Origin of the sequence: Segetibacter koreensis DSM 18137, assembly GCF_000374045.1 — a bacterium.
Lineage (GTDB): Bacteria > Bacteroidota > Bacteroidia > Chitinophagales > Chitinophagaceae > Segetibacter > Segetibacter koreensis.
This window is the reverse complement of sequence record NZ_KB893337.1, coordinates 45,647-61,730: the sequence shown is the minus strand read 5'-3', so window position 1 is coordinate 61,730 and position 16,084 is coordinate 45,647. Positions and strand designations below refer to the sequence as shown.

At 36.7% G+C, this 16,084-nt stretch carries 15 protein-coding genes; 7 read left to right on the top strand and 8 right to left on the bottom strand.

All coding sequences use genetic code 11. The features are described from left to right. Window position 1: 1 nt before the first annotated feature. Complete coding sequence (locus B154_RS0116810; RefSeq protein ID WP_033411897.1) at window positions 2-856, bottom strand: sugar phosphate isomerase/epimerase family protein; 855 nt, start codon at window positions 854-856, stop codon at window positions 2-4. A 398-nt stretch (window positions 857-1,254) separates the two neighbouring features. Between B154_RS0116810 and B154_RS0116800 the strand changes: the two genes are divergently transcribed. Continuing rightward, window positions 1,255-3,108 carry a tail fiber domain-containing protein gene (locus tag B154_RS0116800; protein ID WP_018615426.1) on the top strand — a complete coding sequence of 618 codons (1,854 nt, stop codon included), beginning with the start codon at window positions 1,255-1,257 and terminating at the stop codon, window positions 3,106-3,108. 478 nt (window positions 3,109-3,586) lie between these two features. Here the strand turns inward: B154_RS0116800 and B154_RS0116790 are convergent, their stop codons facing one another. Further along, window positions 3,587-5,437, bottom strand: a complete 1,851-nt coding sequence (locus tag B154_RS0116790) for a T9SS type B sorting domain-containing protein (RefSeq protein WP_157580833.1) — start codon at window positions 5,435-5,437, stop codon at window positions 3,587-3,589. A gap of 318 nt (window positions 5,438-5,755) precedes the next feature. On the opposite strand from B154_RS0116790, the gene B154_RS0116785 reads away from it, so the two are divergent. Next, window positions 5,756-6,109 (top strand): VOC family protein, encoded by a 354-nt coding sequence (locus tag B154_RS0116785; RefSeq protein WP_018615424.1) that lies wholly within the window; start codon window positions 5,756-5,758, stop codon window positions 6,107-6,109. A 100-nt stretch (window positions 6,110-6,209) separates the two neighbouring features. On the opposite strand, the gene B154_RS0116780 is transcribed toward B154_RS0116785, so the two are convergent. Next, a complete protein-coding gene (locus B154_RS0116780) occupies window positions 6,210-6,881 on the bottom strand; it encodes a carbonic anhydrase family protein (protein ID WP_018615423.1) in 672 nt (223 codons plus the stop codon). 344 nt (window positions 6,882-7,225) lie between these two features. Between B154_RS0116780 and B154_RS30820 the strand changes: the two genes are divergently transcribed. After that, window positions 7,226-7,894 carry a dioxygenase family protein gene (locus B154_RS30820; protein ID WP_018615422.1) on the top strand — a complete coding sequence of 223 codons (669 nt, stop codon included), beginning with the start codon at window positions 7,226-7,228 and terminating at the stop codon, window positions 7,892-7,894. Window positions 7,895-8,389: 495 nt separating this feature from the next. Next, entirely contained in the window at window positions 8,390-8,824 is a 435-nt protein-coding gene (locus tag B154_RS0116765) for a response regulator (RefSeq protein WP_018615420.1), read from the top strand. A gap of 521 nt (window positions 8,825-9,345) precedes the next feature. On the opposite strand, the gene B154_RS0116760 is transcribed toward B154_RS0116765, so the two are convergent. Beyond that, a complete protein-coding gene (locus B154_RS0116760) occupies window positions 9,346-9,801 on the bottom strand; it encodes a response regulator (protein ID WP_018615419.1) in 456 nt (151 codons plus the stop codon). A 503-nt stretch (window positions 9,802-10,304) separates the two neighbouring features. Next, complete coding sequence (msrA, locus tag B154_RS0116755; RefSeq protein WP_018615418.1) at window positions 10,305-10,979, bottom strand: peptide-methionine (S)-S-oxide reductase MsrA; 675 nt, start codon at window positions 10,977-10,979, stop codon at window positions 10,305-10,307. A 67-nt stretch (window positions 10,980-11,046) separates the two neighbouring features. On the opposite strand from msrA, the gene B154_RS0116750 reads away from it, so the two are divergent. Beyond that, window positions 11,047-11,589 carry a hypothetical protein gene (locus tag B154_RS0116750; RefSeq protein WP_018615417.1) on the top strand — a complete coding sequence of 181 codons (543 nt, stop codon included), beginning with the start codon at window positions 11,047-11,049 and terminating at the stop codon, window positions 11,587-11,589. Between the two features lie 178 nt (window positions 11,590-11,767). Continuing rightward, entirely contained in the window at window positions 11,768-12,097 is a 330-nt protein-coding gene (locus tag B154_RS0116745) for a DMT family protein (protein WP_026260256.1), read from the top strand. A gap of 70 nt (window positions 12,098-12,167) precedes the next feature. Here B154_RS0116745 and B154_RS0116740 read toward each other — a convergent pair whose 3' ends face one another. The 3 genes from B154_RS0116740 to B154_RS0116730 form a co-directional block, all read right to left on the bottom strand. Further along, entirely contained in the window at window positions 12,168-12,398 is a 231-nt protein-coding gene (locus tag B154_RS0116740; protein ID WP_018615415.1) for a hypothetical protein, read from the bottom strand. A gap of 65 nt (window positions 12,399-12,463) precedes the next feature. Further along, entirely contained in the window at window positions 12,464-13,273 is an 810-nt protein-coding gene (locus tag B154_RS0116735; RefSeq protein WP_018615414.1) for a DsbA family oxidoreductase, read from the bottom strand. After that, a complete protein-coding gene (locus B154_RS0116730; protein WP_018615413.1) occupies window positions 13,273-14,259 on the bottom strand; it encodes a manganese catalase family protein in 987 nt (328 codons plus the stop codon). The genes B154_RS0116735 and B154_RS0116730 overlap by 1 nt, the downstream gene beginning before the upstream one ends. A 365-nt stretch (window positions 14,260-14,624) precedes the next feature. On the opposite strand from B154_RS0116730, the gene B154_RS0116725 reads away from it, so the two are divergent. Further along, window positions 14,625-15,863: an MFS transporter gene (locus B154_RS0116725; protein WP_211217511.1), complete on the top strand. Its 1,239-nt coding sequence runs from the start codon at window positions 14,625-14,627 to the stop codon at window positions 15,861-15,863. Window positions 15,864-16,084 lie beyond the last annotated feature (221 nt).

Here is a 16,084-nt window from a genome sequence, read left to right as displayed (position 1 = left end):
ACTACAACTTACTCACCTGTTCATTATAATATTTTACTTCCTGTATCACTGAAGGGAGATTGCTGGGTTGATCTGTTGCATCCCGTTCGATGTAGATAGGTCCTTTGAAGCCTTGTTTTTTCAACTCCCTGAAAATAGCCGGAAAATCTATTACACCTGTGCCGACAGGTACATCAACTAATTTTGGATTATTATATGCTGCAATATCTTTTAAATGTATAGCAATGATATGGCCGCTCAGCTTCTTGATTGCATCTAAAGGCTTGATGCCACTCTTTGGCCAGTGACCAAGATCAGCACACACCCCAAAGTTTGGATGACCTTTGATAGCCAGCAGGGTAGTGTCAGGATTCCAGTAGTGGCTCATACCTTTCCAGTGTTCGTGAATGGCAACTTTAATTCCGTAGATGCCGGCAAGACTATCAATGCTATCCCACATATCTAATGGAGGTTCAGTTGTTACAAATTGAACACCTAATTGTTTTGCAGCTTCAAACTGCTTCTTCCATGCGTCGATATCCTTACCACCGGCCAGGTAAACCGACTCGCATTTCAATCCTCTTTGCTCTATGAGTGATTTCAATTTTTGAATACCTGAAGGAGATAATTGCATAAGCGATGAATCATTTAACTCAGGCAGAGTTTTGGTAAAGTTATTAGGCTCGATATACTTCAAACCTGCACTGTCAACCTTATCCAATGATTCAGCAAAACTGAAAGTATGAAATGTCCATAGTGCAATTCCAAATTTCCAGTCTTTAGCGGGATTTACAGCAGAGTTAGTGCTTTGATTTGACTGAGCGGAAGCAACAAAAAATAGTACGAGGGAAGCAAGTAGAGTAAGCGTTTTTTTCATTTGTTTTTTTAAAATATTTTTAAAGGTATTAACCTTTTTCTGATTATTTGTTTTTGGCATACAAGCCTTTTCAGATCCACATAATTTTATCCAGATGCTGTTGGTGAAGAACAGCAACGAGGGCAGAAAAATTTCCTCATGGTCTTATTGAATTTTTATTTAATTTATGTAGATTTACATACACTTTAAGCCAACTATCTACTATAATTTTTTGAAACTCTTCCAGGACATATTGTTGTAGCTGAAACATTAAATGGATATTCTTTCATTTTATAGGTATCTTATTAATCTCATACAAAAGTTAATATAACAGCCTATTCTCTCGCTCCCCTAGGAAAAATACTGATTAAGTATTAAGGCAATTCTTTATTTTCTCTTTATCCACTAAAACTAATATTATGAAAAAGTTTTTTTCATTCATGACAATTTTGTCTACCTTTTTAATTTCAGGTTATGCACAAAGTTGGAGTTTAAAGGGTAACAGTAACGCAAGTAATTCCTCTAAACTCGGAACTACAAATGGGCAGAATTTAAGAATTTACACAAATAACATTGAGAGGATTAGAGTTAACACTGTAGGAAATGTTGGCATAGGCACCGCTTCTCCCGCTGCCAAACTCCACCTTAAGGTAAACGGATTTGATGCTTACCAGGGTCTAGCTATTACCAATGCCAATTCGGGAGGGAAAACGCTTACCATAAATCAAGGCTCATTAGGAAAACTAAACTTTACTAATCCGGGTATTTTGGACCTGATGACATTGGATTTTAACAGTCAAAGGGTAGGCATAGGCACCACTTCTCCCGCTGCCAAACTTCACCTTAATGTAAACGGATTTGATGCTTACCAGGGTTTAGCTATTACCAATACCAACTCAGGCGGAAAAACGCTAACCGTCAACCAGGGTACACCAGGTAAATTAAACTTTACCGTTCCGGGTGTAGTTGATTTGGTGACAATGGATTTTAATAGTCAAAGGGTTGGCATAGGCACCTCTTCTCCCGGTAGCCGTTTACAAGTAGTAGCAGGTTACGACGGAGACGGAATATCCGTAGTAGGTTCTTCTTCTGGACCTAAGGATGCAGGATTCTCTTTAGGAGATAATTCAGGGCATTTCGGAGCTTTAGGTTTAGCTTCAGCAAACAATGCTTTTATGTCAGGTACTGTCCAAGGGGATATCATTCTTACTAATAGAAGCGGCAAAATTCACCTTGGCACAGGTGATGCTATAGGGTTTCCTGCGATGACTGTCGCTGGTGGAAATGTGGGTATTAATAATCTTTCCCCAGATGCCAAACTCCACCTTAACGTAAACGGATTTGATGCTTACCAGGGTTTAGCTATTACTAATACAAATTCAGGTGGGAAAACGCTAACTATCAATCAGGGTACACCAGGTAAATTGAACTTTACCGTTCCTAGTGTAGTAGATTTGGTGACAATGGATTTTGCCAGCCAGAACGTAGGCATTGGCACCACTACTCCTGGTTCTAAATTGACCGTAATTGGTGACATTTCTTGTTCAGGAACAGTCTTTCAAACAAGTGACGCCAGACTCAAAAAGAATATTCATGAGTTTGCAGATGCTATGGCTATTATAAATAAGTTGAAACCGAAAAGTTATGAATTTAAAGATGATAAAAAACTTGTATCACTTAATCTTCCAAAAGGAAACCATTATGGATTAATTGCACAGGAACTTGAAGGGGTATTGCCAAATCTTGTTAAGGAATCTACACAACGCCTGGGAGACATTAAACCAATAACTGATAAACAGCATTTAAATAACGAAAAGCCTGAAAGTAAAGTAGACGAACAAAAAGAAGCTCAAGTAAACATAAATATTAAAGCGGTTAATTATACTGAGCTTATACCTATCATTATAAAAGGAATGCAGGAACTTTCAAAAGAAAATGATGATTTGAAAAACGAAATAAAAGAGCTTAAATTGTTAATCTCAAAAAGCGGCAATAGTCCAGCAATCGCTCCTTTAGGCGGATACTTAAAACAAAATGTGCCTAACCCGTTAAACAGTAGTGCTATAATAAATTACTTTACCCCCTATAGCACTAAAAATGCTGAAATAACTGTAACTGATATGAGAGGTAGTGTGGTAAAAACTTTCGCCATAGCAAAGGGTGAAGGTCAAATAACTATTAGAAGGGAAGATTTGCCAGCAGGAACTTATAACTACACTTTGTATATTAACGGCAATAAAATAGAAACGAAGCAGATCGTTATAACCCCATGAGAATTAAATGAATGGCAAACTAAGAAGGAAAAAAAACGGGCAGGTAAACAAATTCTATAATATGAATTAAAAAGTAACGTGTTAGGATTTTACTTTTAGCCTTTGCATGTGTTCTTCACCTGCAAATAATTTTCCCAAAGATGCTGTTAGTGATAACATTAGCAGCACCAAATGAAGCAGCTAATAAAAAAACTCCCGTCGCAAAGGCAAACGGGAGTTTTTAAAAATGGAAACTTATTGTAGAAAGTTTTAAATCACGCTTCTACCAATTTCTGATAAGCTTTGTCAGCTTAACGCTTCATAATGCACAAGTAGCCAAACCATCTAATTGTTCTTCCCATAAAAACCTATGCTGCTATCATCTTCCCAATGTTCTGCCTGTCTACTTCATAGCCGTTATGGACTAAGGAAAACACCAAATGAGCCTCGATTAAATTCAGGATGACGACAAAGTCGAAAACAAAGCTTACATCACAAATTATCTTATTAGAGTTACTGTTCCCTTTACAGTCACCTTTTCGTCCATGACAATGCCTTTGATAAAATAAACGTAGGTACCTGTATCCACATGTTGCCCCTTATATGTTCCATCCCAACTGTCGGCAATATTTCTTGTACTAAAAACAATATTACCAAAACGATTAAAAATCGAAAATTCGCGTAAACTAATAGAAGCACCCGGAGGAATACGAAATACATCATTTTTACCGTCTGTATTGGGTGTAAAAGCCGACGGCATGTACAGTTTGTTAAGAACCTTAACCGCTAAGTCTTTATTTGCCGTGCAGCCGTTGTTATCAACAATAGTCAGATTAAAAACTGTGTCATGAGTAAGCGGAACGGTAGAGGATGTTAATGATTGAGGGGCCGTTAGCGCTGCAGTAGGGGTCCAGGCAACTGAAGTAACAGTTCCTGAGACTGTTGCATGCAGTTGAGCTACCTCTCCATACGCAACTGAAATCTCAGGCGGTAAAAACGTGATTACAGGAGGATCTCTAACTGTAACTGTTTCAGCGTTTGAAGCAACTTTTGCCGGGAAAGGACAACCCGGAATGTCTGTCGATAAAATACACGAAACCTCATCACCATTTCTAAATTCATTGTTAACAAAGATTGGAGAGTCGTTACCAATGTCATTGCCATTGACCTTCCATTGATAAAAGTTATGATCTCCCGGGTGTTGCACAAAAGCCGTAAAGGTAACAGGCGTACCCGGACAAATATCTAAAATCGGCGCGGCGATGACCAACGATGGTTCGGGATAATCAATTACATGTATACCTATTTTATTTGACGGCGCACTTGTACTGGTACGGCACCTTGAATCCTGGTCGATCGTTATTGTACAGCTTACTGAGTCGCCATCTTTTAGTGTACTTGTAACCAACGATGGACTTACTTCGCCTATCGGTTTACCATTTATTTCCCAGCTAAAGGTTGGGGCAGTGCCACCATTGGCTGTGGCGGTAAAAGTAACAGTTTCTCCCCTGCAAATTTGGGTCTTGCTTGGTGTTATTTCTATTTTGGGATGGATCATTGGATAAACGTAAATTGTCATTTGGGAAGTTGCAGACATTGAAGTTCCCGGGCAAGATGGAGTTGAAATAGTTAGAATACATTCCACACGCGAACCATTAGTTAATGAGTCTGTGGAATAATCAGGAGTACTATTTCCTACCGGCTGGCCGTTTACAATCCATTGATAGGAGGGCGTTGCGTTGCCATAAGTTGATTGGGTCGTAAAAACAGTTAGCTCACCTTCACAAATAAGAGGGTCGGTGTTCGCAATGGTAATGCTAGGGGTAATATCGTTGACAACATGCACCGTAATCGAATTACTCCTGACAGTCGTATCTACACCACATTTTGTCTTAGAACTATATTCACATACTACGACATCGCCATCTTTGAAATCTGCAGAAGTAAAATAGGTAGTATTCGTTACAACCGCATTGCCGTTATTCTTTTTCCAATGGTAGGTTCCATCCGTACCCTCATTTTTGGTAGCTGCATGAAATGTTATAGCAGTGTTGGCACAGATATCATTTTGATTGACGCTGATCGTAACAGCAGGAACGCAGTCAGTATCACCTGGAGAATTTTGGGCAAATAACTCGCAAGAGAAAACAGGAAATATGATGATCAAATATTTTAGCACGGGGCATAGGGAAAGTATATGGGAAGCAAGTTGCACTTTAAACGCATCTTCCCGGTTTGAGACACCTTCTTTGCATGATCGATTTATCTCAATAAAAATATTGTTGCAAGCCCTGACTAAAAAAGTAACAGGATAAGTCAACAATAAAAAGGCAAAAAAAGTTTCTTTCACTGCAGGCAATTGAGAGCTAAAAATGGTGCAATTAAGTTAAGAAAATATTTTATCATGAGATCATGTTTATAAAGTTAACTTAGGTAATACATAACTTCATGGGATTCAGAAAAAATGTTATGGTAGCTTTCTTGTTACCTTTTTTTGCCTTTTCTCCTTTGCAGGTGTTCTTCACCTGCAAATAATTATTATATAAATACCATAAAATATTGTCTCCTGTATAAACTCTATTTTTCGCCTTGCAGCTAAAAATTTTACCGCATGTTTTTTATTTTTACTTAGCTTATCTAAACCATCAACTATCCTAAAACGTTTTTTATGACAACTATCTCTATTGTTTCAATTCCTGTAACAGACCAGCAGGTAGCTAAAGATTTTTATATTAAAATAGGTTTTCAACTGATAACAGAAGCAGACATGGGCAACGGAAGTACTTGGGTACAATTAGGCTTGCCTGAACAAGCAATATCGATTACGCTGGTAAACTGGTATAAACAAATGGCGGCAGGCTCTGTGCAGGGACTTGTTTTAAAATCGGAAGATATTGAAAAAGAAGTAGCTGATTTAAACGCTAAAGGTGTTGAAGTAAAGGCGATAGACAATACACCATGGGGCAGATTTGCTTCCTTTTCCGATCCTGATGGAAATGGATTAACACTCTGGCAAGGATAATTTTTCCCCGGCACCAAATAAAGCACCTAATAAAAAAACTCCCGTCGCAATGGCAAACGGGAGTCTTAAAAATTGTAGATCTATTATAGAAAGTTTTAGATCACGCTCCCATCAATTCATTCGCTTTAGCTTGATTGATGATAACCGTATCATTATAAAATTCAACTTGTCCTGATGTTACATCGTACATGGCAGCCCCTATTCCAATCTTTCCATCTTCCACCATTTCCTTAAGAATAGTACTTCTGTTCAGTATGTCCTCAACACTCTTTTTTGCATTGATCATTGCGACATTTGCGACAAATTCGGCGTTGTTGGCGTTTCTGTTTTCTGTAGTAGTTGTCTCTGCTTCTATAGCTGGTTCTATTTTCGCCAGCAAAGCAGATAAGTGGCCCAATTGAACATGATCACATGCACCTTTTATAGCACCGCATTTAGAATGACCCAACACCAAAATAAGCTTAGATCCCGCCACTCTGCAGGCAAATTCCATACTTCCGAGAATATCATCATTAATAACATTTCCCGCTATGCGTATACTGAAAATATCACCGAGGCCCTGGTCAAAAATCAGTTCAGCCGAAGTGCGGCTATCAATACAACTCAGAACAGCTGCAAAAGGCCACTGCCCGTCCCGCGTGTCATTTACCTGCTCAAGAAGGTTACGGTTTACTTTTAGATTCTGAACAAATCGTTTATTACCTTCTTTTAATATATCAACCGCTTGCTGCGGAGTCATCTTTTCCTGCAGTTCTTGTGTGAGCGTTCTCATAATTTTAATTTTTCAAGTGCTAGTTACGAATTAATACTATTTTTTGATGAATATTTCTTAGTTACCTGCGTTGGACTTCGGGACAGAACTTATCCTCTTGTCGATACTCGTAACCAAAAAATGATGTTTCAGATTTAACGATGCAGTCAACTTTTTGGAAAATAAATTTAAGTAGAAATAAGTTAGTCCTAACAGTCCTTAAAAGGTAGAAATAAAAACTATCTGATTATTAACCCTTGAAAACAATTAGACATCTTTATAAAAAAGATGGATTTATTGATAGACGTAATCAAAATGTGTTTGTATTAGAAGCCTTATAACTCTTCCATAAATAATTAGCTGTTATGAAACGAGAAGACTTTTTGTCGCTCATTGGTTTTGGTTTTATCAGTTCTTCTTTCTTGTCAGCAAGATCTAAAGGATCTGCAAGGCCGGTAACAGATTGCAATGATCCCATTACACCGCCGGTACCGGAAGGACCTTTTTATAAAGATGAAAAAATGAACCGGTATGATATAACAGAAACAAAAAAAGGAACACCTGTAGAATATATATTTAAAGTTGAGGATGAGCATTGCAAACCTATCCAAGGTGCGATTGTTGACATTTGGCAATGTGATAACGAAGGTGTTTATTCTGATTTTAAACAAGAGAACACTGAGAACAAAACCTGGTTGAGAGGCTACCAGGTAACTGATAAAAATGGAATGTGCCGGTTCAAATCAGTCTTTCCCGGCTGGTACGAAGGACGAATTACGCATTTACATGGAAAAGTGCGTGTGAAAAACACAACTGTATTAACGACTAATTTTTTCTTTCCCAAAGAGATGGAGGATGAGATATATAAAAACAGTGCTTCATTATACCCTAAAGGAATAAATCCAATTTCTCTTAAAAAAGATATAGAACTGCGGGTTGATAAAGATGCAAAAAGACACGACGCACTTTTAATGAAATTGGAAAAAGATCATCAAGGAAATCTTACAGCTTCTTATACCATTGCTGTTGTTTAGCTTAGCAAGAAGAAGTTTGGATCCTGCTGATTTTCCTTTACGATAAATCTTGAAAAAATACCTTACACTTTACTTTCATAAAGGCACCTATATTCTATAAGTCGCCAGGGTTCATATGCGGCTGCAGGAATTATCTTACTTATTAAATTGTGTATACTCAAAATTACGACTGGCAAATGCATGGCGATTGCCGGTCTTTGTGCAGTTATTTCTGACTTTCGTTACTTTTATAAAACAGGCCCACAACCTTTCTGATCTTACAGTTAAATATGTTAAATCTTTTTTTATTTCCTGGCTTTGATAAGTTCATACTTACAGAGCATAGAATAATAATATTTAACACCAAGCTGCGTCAACACGTTAAATATCAAACAAATAATAATAATGGAAGAGCTATTTTTCCTAAAAAAAAATTTTTGAAATTCTACATTAAAGAGAGAATTTGGAGCTGTTTTTGAACGAAGTCCTTAGCCAATATCTATTTAAAACTCATTTATGCTTCAGAAAAATTTTACTGAAATTTATCCGCAATTAAAAAACAAGGTTGTATTAAATGTAGATGACAATGAAATGAACCGAATCGTTTTATCTAAGATAATGCAAAGTGTAGGGATAAAAATAATTCATGCTGAAAATGGTGATGAAGCTATTAAAAAACTACTGGCAGGATTAAAACCAGATGTTATTTTAATGGACCTTGAAATGCCTGTTATGAACGGTGTACAGGCATCAGAGTATATACGAGGTAAAATAGACTCAGAAATTCCAATAATTATAAACTCCGGCTCGGTATCTGCTTATCAAAGGTTTAAACTAAATCGTTTAAATATTGGCGATTTCCTGGAAAAACCATACAGCATGAATGACATTTTTTCAAAGCTTTATAAAAACATTGCTTTTTTAGTAGCTGATGAAGCTATAATAAAATGATTTCATAATTCTTTAAGTCCCTTCCTTTCGATAATCATCAAAGGAGTTTTTATTAATCGTTCAATTAAAAGGGGTGTATTGCCATTCTTCTTTATGCTTAAAATTTAATTGTATAAGATTTATTTATGCTCACGATAACTTCCTTTTTATCTTCTCTTCGCAATTCCTTATACCATCGGTTTATAGGATGTTCCTGGTTTATGCTATAATGCTTTTTAAGGAATTCCTTTAGTTGAGTCCAATATCTAAAATCCATTTGATATTGTATTCCTCTAAGTAACAGTAGAAAGAGTTTGCTGTGTTATTTTTAAAATAAACTTGCAGATTTGTCATATTAGTTGAATTAAATTAGTATTTAAAAAGAGGTTACTTTTTCATTATAATTCGTCGAACTACCGGGGGATGGAAGTAAAGCGATCTGTGGTTGTTTTAGATTAATTCAGGAGCAGTCGATTTTGTGAAGGCAATGATGGCACCGTAATAACTATTAGTTTGTAATGGAATAACAAATTTTATTTACATCAATTATAATAGCTTGTTTCTCTCAAAACAAAATTTGATTTATCTACTCTTTCACTTTTGGGTTTTCCTAATAACTCAATAGCACGTTTAATAATTTTCTTGAATTCACTAAAACTGGTTGGTTTTATTATATAAAATGCTGCCCCATATTCATCCGCTATTTTAATGTCCTTCATGTTTTGTGAAGTTGACCATATAACTATCGGTGTAGTAGGAAGCAGGTTATGATTATAAATATCCTTTAAACAATTAATTCCATCCTTTAAAGGCATATTCACATCCAGGAAAACAATGTCTGGATTAACATCCGTTTTTATATGTCTTAATGCAGCTATACCGTCTTGTTTATGAATGCATTTACAAGAAGGTAAATTATCCTGAAGCGCTTCTGTTAACATTAAAACGTCATCATTGTCATCGTCAGCAATTAAAATATTAATGGATGAATTTTTCATAAATGTCGGATGTTTATATTCGTTATTTATTTAATAATGGCGGCTAAGATAAGGATATTTTATATATATGAATAATTAAAATAAATTTATTCCTTAAAAAAACTAAACAGGGCAGTGTGAAGTTTAGCTAACAATCAATAAGAATTAAACTAAAGAGAAGGCAGTTTACAGTTATTTTCATTTATTGAAGCTCTGCAATTTTTAACAAAACCCATGAAACGGGAGGAACGAAATGCCTACTTCCTGTTGACCAAGTTGGTCTGCAAAAATGTTACTGTTAATACAAATTTTACTTTTGTCTTTATTGCGCTTAGATAAGCGCACTTTCCCACACCGTTAGTTATTCCTGATTAGCTTTTTGAACTTATTTTTATCGTTCTAAATTGGCTATTAATAGAGCTGTTAATTTTTTATATAAAAACTGGAACTAGGAAAAGCAGAAAGTATGTAAAAACTAAAAGCCTCTATAGTAGAGGCTTTTGAAGATTTTCATTTATGTGTTTTTAATGCTTTACACCTTTCAATTTATTTTTAAACACTTTTTCAAATTTGTCCAGTTTTGGTTGAATTACATAGCGGCAATATAGCTGGTCAGGATTAGTGTTATAATAATTCTGGTGATAATCTTCTGCTTCGTAATAATTTTTCAATGGCTCTATTCCTGTTATAACCGGCTTACTCCATGCGCCGGACTTGTTTAGTGCCGCTTTATACTCTTCTGCTAATTTTTTTTGTTCTTCATTGTGATAAAAGATTACGCTTCGATACTGTGGTCCCCGGTCATTGCCCTGCTGATCAGGGGTAGTGGGATCGTGTGTTTTCCAAAATACCTCAAGCAGTTCATCAAAAGTAATTTTTGCAGGATCATATACAATACGGCAAACCTCTACGTGACCTGTTTTTTTTGAGCACACCTGCTCATAAGTCGGGTTGGCAACATGTCCGCCACTATAGCCACTTGTTACTTTTAATACTCCATCAAGTTGTTGAAAAACTGCCTCAACACACCAAAAGCAGCCTGCTCCAAACGTTGCTGTATCGGTTTTTAGATTTGTCATACTTTTTAAATTTGCTGTCTTATAAGGAGATGACTCTAATTGTGTACAGGAGATAATAGATACTGATGCAACGAGATTGATAAATAATAAAAATCTTATGTGTAGAGCTTTTTCAATCATCTATCTATTTTTTTCAAGCATTTGAAGGAAAACACAAATGTAGTTTAACGCTATTGAAAGTAATTGGTTGAGCAGCAGTGTTAACAACAAGATTGATAAAAATACAGTTCCTTTAACATTAAATAAGACGGTTGAATCTAAAGGCTTTTTGCGTTCTTTGTCAGTAAAAATTATTTTGTACAAGGCTGTCTCAATAATATATGTTGTCTGCTTTTTATGTTATGTCTTGTTTTCGAGGGTGCCTGATTATTTTGATGGGGAGTTTGTTGACGGTGTGGTTTTAAAAGCAACATTTTCAGTAAAAGAAAAGCATCCTGTAATGACTGTATGTTACAAGGTTGGAAGCGAAGCATTTTTATATATATCTTATCAATGGAACATGAGGTCCTATAAAAAGGGCGAGCGGATAACTATGATCTATAGCCCTTCTAATCCTGAAATAGCCAGTACTTATACATTTATTGGTTATTGGATTACTTTGCGAGAAGTGTTTTTTACCGCTGTAATTTTCATTATTCTTTTTATTGCTGCAATGGTTATTACCGGTAAAAACAATATACCAACGTTGCCCGGTAATGATGATAAGAGAAAAAGAAAATATGACGTTTAAATATGAAAACAACTAGTCTCTCGCGTAAGCGTATCGTTTTCATCAAATGAGGCACAAAAATTTTAGTTAGTCGTTTCGCAGGAACTATAAAAAATAATTACAAGTAAACCAAGTGTGAAGAAAAAATGTTTATTTGATTCGAATTTAAATAAACATTTTAGCTGATTAAAGAATTAATATGAGAACAATATCCCTTTTATTTTTTTCAAACATTTTTATGACGTTCGCCTGGTATTGGCATTTAAAAGATAAAGGGATTCCTATCTGGAAAGCCATAATAATCAGTTGGGGCATTGCGTTTTTTGAATATTGTCTTACTGTGCCGGCAAACAGAATTGGGTTTGCCTCTGGCTTTAATGGCTTTCAGTTAAAAATAATCCAGGAGATCATTACCCTGGTTATTTTCAGCTTTTTTGCAGTTCTGTATCTTAAGGAGCCGTTTCATTGGAAGTACCTGGTAAGCTTTGCGTTTATTTTAGGAGCAGTATATTTTGCATTTAGAAAGTAAATAGGTTCTGCTAAGCAATCTTTTCAGATTACAGTTATTTAAGTTGGAAGAAGAGAAGTTTGTTTTCTCCTTATTGGTGACGCTGTTCTTTGTACATAAAAATACCAGAGCTTTCAGAACTCTCCTCATATATGTATTCATGCATAGGAGGAAAAAAACCAATAGGAATTTCTCCTAATCTGATATCATCTGAAACAGGAGGTTGTTCGTGTTTATATATACTCAATGACTTTTCAATCTGCAGTGTTTTGCCATCTAAGGGACCTCCAATAAATTTGGCTGCTTTCGTTTGTTTTTCCATTTAAACTTGCATTGTATTTAGAAGATATATTTAGACAAGGCCATCAAATTGATGATCCCGGTTTCTTAGCCATGCTCACTAAAGATTTCTTCAATTTCCCGTTTTGTAATATTATTTCCCCAATACCTTATGTATGCTTCTTCAGACACAGGTTTTTGTAGTGGCTTTGTTGCCGGGGCAACTTGCTTAATGGCATCAAGTAAAACAGGGTAGGGGCGATAACCGGTTATCATAATAGAAGGTCTGTTTACCGAACGCATAATCAAGGTTGGAAAACGTGTGATGTTTCTGCCTTGCACTTCATTTAAGTCAGTTCGAAATGCATTAATTCCATTATCGTTTGCAGTTAAATCCATAAGAAATCTTTCAGTGTCTAACATGCCTGGATATTTATTTGCCAATCCATCTGCAATCGTTATTAAAACTTCTTGCCTGGCTATATTTTTTCCGTGCAACATTACTGCCTCACGCAACATTCTCAGGTATTTTACTCCTGCATTTTGCGATTGCAATTCTGCACATTTTACTGCAATGCAGGCTGGATACGAAGATGCCGGAGGATCTTCAACCCAAATCTTGTCATACATCTGCATTCCTGACTTCTGGCCGGCCTCGTGCCAAACGGGTCCCATTTGCATAGGCCTGCTGACTGAATATACAGGATCATTATAATTTTGCCATGCTGGTAGAAGACCACTCATTACATAGCGATAAGAGATAGTATCATGGTACTCATATTGAAGCCTTCTCCATTGAGGCTCAAATGCCCAACTCCAACAACAAAGCGGATCGGTGTAAAAAGTAATTTGCACCTGATCCGTCTGGTCTTGTTTGACTTGACTGTTATTGGTTGATAAGTCCTGTGGTAATTCCATTAACTGTTTAAGTTAGTATTTTTCATTTCTACTGCAAGTACATCTTCACTCAAAGGCTTATTCCATTGCTGAGGACCAATAGGAGCAGCCATGTTTACCAGTTCACTTCGCATTTTACCTAGCTGCACTTCTGCGCTATCATTTTCTTTTACTGTCTTGTTTGTACCTGTAGCTTTTTGATCGAGCAAGCTGTTAGTCTCCAAAACATGCTTAATAGGATCTTCAATATATTGCCAGGTCTCACCTAATTGGGTACTTTGGCCCTGGTTCCATGGACCGCGAATTGCGTTTCCACTTGACAAATTAAAGTAAAGATTTCCGTATCGTGGATCACTTTGTAGTGTTCCCATTGGAAAGTTAGGTTTAATGGTTTCTAAAGCTGCCTCAAACATTTGGTAGTGTGCGACCTCTCTTGTCATTAAAAAACGAAGTGTTTCCTTTACAAATGGATCTTCCGTAAATTGTAAAAGATATTCATATACCATTTTTGCCCTTGTTTCAGCAGCTATATCTGAGCGTAGGTCTGATGTAAGATCTCCTTGTGCGTCACCATTTATATATGCGGCAGTCCAAGGTACTCCCTGGCTGTTTGTATATGCAGGTCCGCCGGCGCTCTGAACTAAAAACTGGGGTGCCACCATTGCCTGGTGGATCATGTTTTCTTTGGCAGCTTTGCCATCTAATAATTGCATGATTTCAGAATTTTCGGCAGCTTTTTTAAGGTCACCGTTTACTCCGGTTAGCAGCATCTGAATTGTAGCTCCAACAATTTCCAGGTGGCTAAACTCTTCTGTTGCAATATCCATCAGCAAATCATATTTATCAGGGTAAGGGTTTTTTGCGCCGAATGCCTGCACAAAATATCGTAGAGCAGCCGCTAATTCGCCGTTGGCTCCACCAAATTGCTCGAGTAGTAAAGTGGCAAATGCAGGGTCAGGCTTCGACACCCTTGCGTTAAACTGTAAGTCTTTTACATGGTAAAACATAAGAATAAATTTAATTTAATAAAGAAAAAGAAGCAGTAAAACCATGCCATCGACGAGGCAAGCTATTCAAAAAAAGGTGCGAGAAACTTATAAATGGATTATTGCTTGTATTATTTTGAAGCAGGCTATAAATAGATGCCCCGCTTAATGGATAATACAAGTATTTAAATAAGATATGCCTTAATGTTATTTTCTACAACTCTTTCCTAATTAGTTTTTTTGCTTATTCTTTTTATATATACTGTTGATAAATAGCAGCAATTTCTAAGTAAAATACAGATCTCGTGATTTACATAGACCTAAGTCTGACATACCCATCCTTACTCCAGAAGACAAAAATATTCGCAGGCGTAAAAGCTGCATCAGTGGCAGAATCCTCCCTACTTTTGCAGCCCATGAAAAATGTTAGCAAGAAAGAAAAACCACATTTGACGAAATTACATCTTTGGGTGATGACAATAACGACTGGTATGGTGGTAGCAAATATTTATTACAACCAGCCACTTCTTGCTGACATTTCAAAAGACTTTAAAGTTTCGGAGGCGCAAGGCGGCATGCTCGCTATGCTTACACAATCAGGCTACGCTGCCGGAATGCTTTTTACCGTTCCCCTGGGGGATATGTTTGAACGCAAAAGGCTTATAATGTTTCAATTTTTTATGACTATTGTTGCTTTGCTGCTTGCCGCGTGGGCGCCGGCGATTAATGTACTAATGGTAGCTAGTTTTCTCATTGGAGCTTTTTCTATAATTCCTCAGTTAATTGTACCGATGGCTGCACATCTTTCAGCTCCGGGTGAACGAGGAAAAACGATTGGTTTTGTTATGAGCGGTTTGCTGATCGGCATATTACTATCGCGGACAGTAAGTGGTTATATAGGTGCACAACTTGGATGGAGAGCGATGTTTCTGATTGCAGCAGCTTTAATGACAATATTATGGATAGCCTTATATTTTTTACTGCCCCAGGTGCATCCGGATTATACAGGAAGTTATAAAGGGCTTATGAAATCATTAATTGAGTTAATAAAAGAAGAACCGCTTTTGCGCATTTCAGCTATAAGGGGCGCTTTATGTTATGCATGCTTTTCCGGCTTTTGGACGACACTTGTTTTCTTATTGAAAGAACCTCAATATAATTTAGGGAGTGAAGTAGCGGGCGCTTTTGGACTTGTGGGTGCTTTTGGCGCACTCGCAGCTTCCCAGATGGGTAGATTGAGTGATAAAGGCAACAGTCAAAAACTTACTACCTGGAGTATTCTTTTGGTGGTACTTTCTTACATTATTTTTGGCTTTTCTGCAAGTAGTCTTGTATTATTAGTTGTCGGAGTTATTCTAATGGATATGGGGGTACAGGCAACTCATATATCTAACCAGGCTGTTATTTTTTCTTTACGTCCCGAAGCACGTAACAGGCTCAACACGGTTTATATGGTTACTTATTTTATTGGCGGGGCCGGCGGAACGTTTCTTGCAAGCCAGGCATGGCATATCTACAAATGGAAAGGAGTTGTAGCGATGGGTATATTATTATCTGTCCTATCGCTTATCATTCACCTCACGCTGGGGGATAAGGCGTATAAAAGAATTAAAGTTCAATTATAATTATTAGGAAAAATAAGGCGATTTTTAATTATCGTATTTTTATTTCCCGGAGAACTTACTTTACTAAAATTACGTGTAGACCTTCCTTATGGTTTTATAGTTGCCTGCGCCTCTGGGAACTGTAAAATAAATATTATCAGTTAAGGTCGTTTTCATTAAGAAAGTATTTATGGGGGAAAGACCATATTTATATTTTCTCTTGCAATTATTGAAAGTAATTA

Excerpts from the sequence above, each read along its gene's own strand:
- B154_RS0116810 (WP_033411897.1), bottom strand. The coding sequence starts at position 856 with ATGAAAAAAACGCTTACTCTACTTGCTTCCCTCGTACTATTTTTTGTT.
- B154_RS0116800 (WP_018615426.1), top strand. The coding sequence starts at position 1,255 with ATGAAAAAGTTTTTTTCATTCATGACAATTTTGTCTACCTTTTTAATT.
- B154_RS0116785 (WP_018615424.1), top strand. The coding sequence starts at position 5,756 with ATGACAACTATCTCTATTGTTTCAATTCCTGTAACAGACCAGCAGGTA.
- B154_RS0116780 (WP_018615423.1), bottom strand. The coding sequence starts at position 6,881 with ATGAGAACGCTCACACAAGAACTGCAGGAAAAGATGACTCCGCAGCAA.
- B154_RS30820 (WP_018615422.1), top strand. The coding sequence starts at position 7,226 with ATGAAACGAGAAGACTTTTTGTCGCTCATTGGTTTTGGTTTTATCAGT.
- B154_RS0116765 (WP_018615420.1), top strand. The coding sequence starts at position 8,390 with ATGCTTCAGAAAAATTTTACTGAAATTTATCCGCAATTAAAAAACAAG.
- B154_RS0116760 (WP_018615419.1), bottom strand. The coding sequence starts at position 9,801 with ATGAAAAATTCATCCATTAATATTTTAATTGCTGACGATGACAATGAT.
- msrA (WP_018615418.1), bottom strand. The coding sequence starts at position 10,979 with ATGATTGAAAAAGCTCTACACATAAGATTTTTATTATTTATCAATCTC.
- B154_RS0116745 (WP_026260256.1), top strand. The coding sequence starts at position 11,768 with ATGAGAACAATATCCCTTTTATTTTTTTCAAACATTTTTATGACGTTC.
- B154_RS0116740 (WP_018615415.1), bottom strand. The coding sequence starts at position 12,398 with ATGGAAAAACAAACGAAAGCAGCCAAATTTATTGGAGGTCCCTTAGAT.
- B154_RS0116735 (WP_018615414.1), bottom strand. The coding sequence starts at position 13,273 with ATGGAATTACCACAGGACTTATCAACCAATAACAGTCAAGTCAAACAA.
- B154_RS0116730 (WP_018615413.1), bottom strand. The coding sequence starts at position 14,259 with ATGTTTTACCATGTAAAAGACTTACAGTTTAACGCAAGGGTGTCGAAG.